This window comes from Treponema sp., assembly GCF_045657965.1.
In the GTDB taxonomy this organism is placed as follows: Bacteria; Spirochaetota; Spirochaetia; order Treponematales; family Treponemataceae; genus Treponema_D.
Window position 1 is genome coordinate 1 of sequence record NZ_JAZOUG010000232.1, and the last position, 1787, is coordinate 1787.

Genomic DNA, 1787 nt, shown 5'->3' on the forward strand with positions numbered 1-1787 from the left:
ATTATTCAGGATGTAAAAACTTATTTTGATGAAACTCCACTCAATAACAAAAGCACTGTAAAAAATCTTCTTGATATTTACAGAAAGGAACATGCGGGAAACGATCAGCGTGATGGTGTTATTTTTGAACGAATGTTGACACAGGCGATAATCGAAAATGATGCTCCAAACAGTATCAATAATGATGAAGGACTGCTAGACCTTATCTGTGTAGATTATTATTTTGATTCCGGAATCGACAGTATCTGTATCCGTATTAACGGTCACATTATTACAAGTCTTGATTTTCTGAACTTCATTATTGAAAAGGATAAGACAATCCGCTCCGCTGAAATCATTTTGATTCAATCTAAGTGTAAGGATAAGTTTGATTTAAAGGAAATAAGCACTTTTATTTTGGGCGTGCAGAATTTTTTGGAACGAGAATCTTCCAGAAAGCTGAATCCTAAAGTACAGTACTGGTTCAATATTAAAAATGAACTTCTGGAAAACGTTCAGTACTGGACGGAAATGAGCCATATTGATATCAGGCTTTTTTATGCTGCTGCTAATGCTACCTGGACTAATTCCAGCGAAGTTCTGGGCTCTTTTGAAACCTTAAAAAAAGCGGCTGCCCGATTTGAAAACGGGATTTACCAGATAGAATCACCTGTCTTTATTGATGAAAAACGTCTGCAGAAGATTACGCTCAATGAAACTGAATCATACTCAGCAAAGCTTGCTTTACAGGGAACCCCTCTTCAGCTTAGTGGTGATGAAGCTGTTATGGGCTGTGCTGCTATTATCAACGCAACGGATTTACTTGGTATTTTGATTGATGAAACAACCGGAAACTTAAAACGTGGGCTTTTTGAAGAGAATGTACGCGATTACCAGGGAAACACAAATGTAAATCAGTCTATTAAAGAAACTATCCGAACAGCACCTGAAAGTTTTATTCTGCGAAACAACGGAATCACAATTCTTGCAAACAGACTGGAATACCCGAACCTGAATACGGTAAGAGTTACAAATCCTCAGATTGTAAACGGATGCCAGACCTGCAGTGTACTTTATTATGCTCATAAAGAAGGGCTGGATGTTTCAAAAGTGAAGGTTTTTGCACGTATTATTTCAACGAATGAAACCGAGTCCATTAACTCGATTGTAAGTGCAAATAATAATCAGAACATTGTTCACGACATGATTAATGAAATTACGAAGGAATATCACAAGAAACTGGAGCAGTTCTTCCGTAATTACAGTGATGTAGCTGAAACACGCCATGTTTATTATGAGCGACGTTCAAAATCTTTGATGAATGAAAATATCTGTGGCTATCAGAAGTGTACATTCCGTTCTTTGATTCAGAGCACGGTGGCTGTCTGGTTTGATTCACCTTATGATGCAACTAATTCTGAAGTAAAACTGATTTCAATGTATAAGAATCAGGTTTTCAGTGATAACCACAAAGAAATCTGCTATTACGCTGCGGCAAGTCTTTATTCTGCTTATGACAAACTGCTTTATGAAAACAGGATTCCTGCCACACTACGAAGTGCAAAACCGGCAGTATGTTACCTTGTAAAACGCAGTATCTGTCCTGCAAAAATTTCTTTGAATGATACCGAAAAAGCTGAAGAAGTTGCAAAGAAGATTCTGACTTTGTTAAAGAATCCGGATGATATTCTGGAAGAATTTGAAAAAGGTCTGGAAATCTTTACAAAGGCAAAGCAGCTGTTCAAAGAGAAAAACAACAAGAATATGAGTGACTATTTGAGCAGTGGCAAAATCATGTCTTATATTCT

Annotated in this window: 1 protein-coding gene; it reads left to right on the top strand. The window is 37.0% G+C overall.

What is annotated here, in order from left to right; translation table 11 throughout:
- Positions 1–1787, top strand: a 1787-nt coding sequence (locus ACKI5B_RS08675) for an AIPR family protein (protein ID WP_407427815.1), incomplete at both ends; no start/stop codon positions are given.